Origin of the sequence: Pantoea sp. SIMBA_079, assembly GCF_046940275.1 — a bacterium.
In the GTDB taxonomy this organism is placed as follows: Bacteria; Pseudomonadota; Gammaproteobacteria; order Enterobacterales; family Enterobacteriaceae; genus Pantoea; species Pantoea borealis.
In genome coordinates this window covers 1-233 of record NZ_JAWRYR010000962.1, presented here as the reverse complement: position 1 = coordinate 233, position 233 = coordinate 1, and the positions used below count along the sequence as shown (strand labels likewise).

Annotated in this window: 1 protein-coding gene; it reads left to right on the top strand. The window is 55.4% G+C overall.

The features are described from left to right. The first annotated feature begins 28 nt into the window (after window positions 1–28). Window positions 29–88 (top strand): hypothetical protein, encoded by a 60-nt coding sequence (locus SB719_RS22790; protein WP_412160130.1) that lies wholly within the window; start codon window positions 29–31, stop codon window positions 86–88. Window positions 89–233: the final 145 nt, after the last annotated feature.

Sequence of the window (233 nt, the reverse complement as noted above, 5' to 3'; positions counted from 1 at the left end):
GTTTATCCGGCGCTGCCGGGCGCTCGATATGACCCATGAAGAAATCCGCGTGTTGCTGCAGGCGCGCAGCCAGCCTCACCCAGACTGAGGTACGGTTAATGCCCTGATAAATGAACATCTCAACCACGTTCAGGCCCGTATTCGTGAACTGAATATGCTGGAAAAACAACTTTTCGAGCCCCAAAGCCACTGCAATGCCAACCGGGCAACACGGGACTGCGGAATTCTGCGCG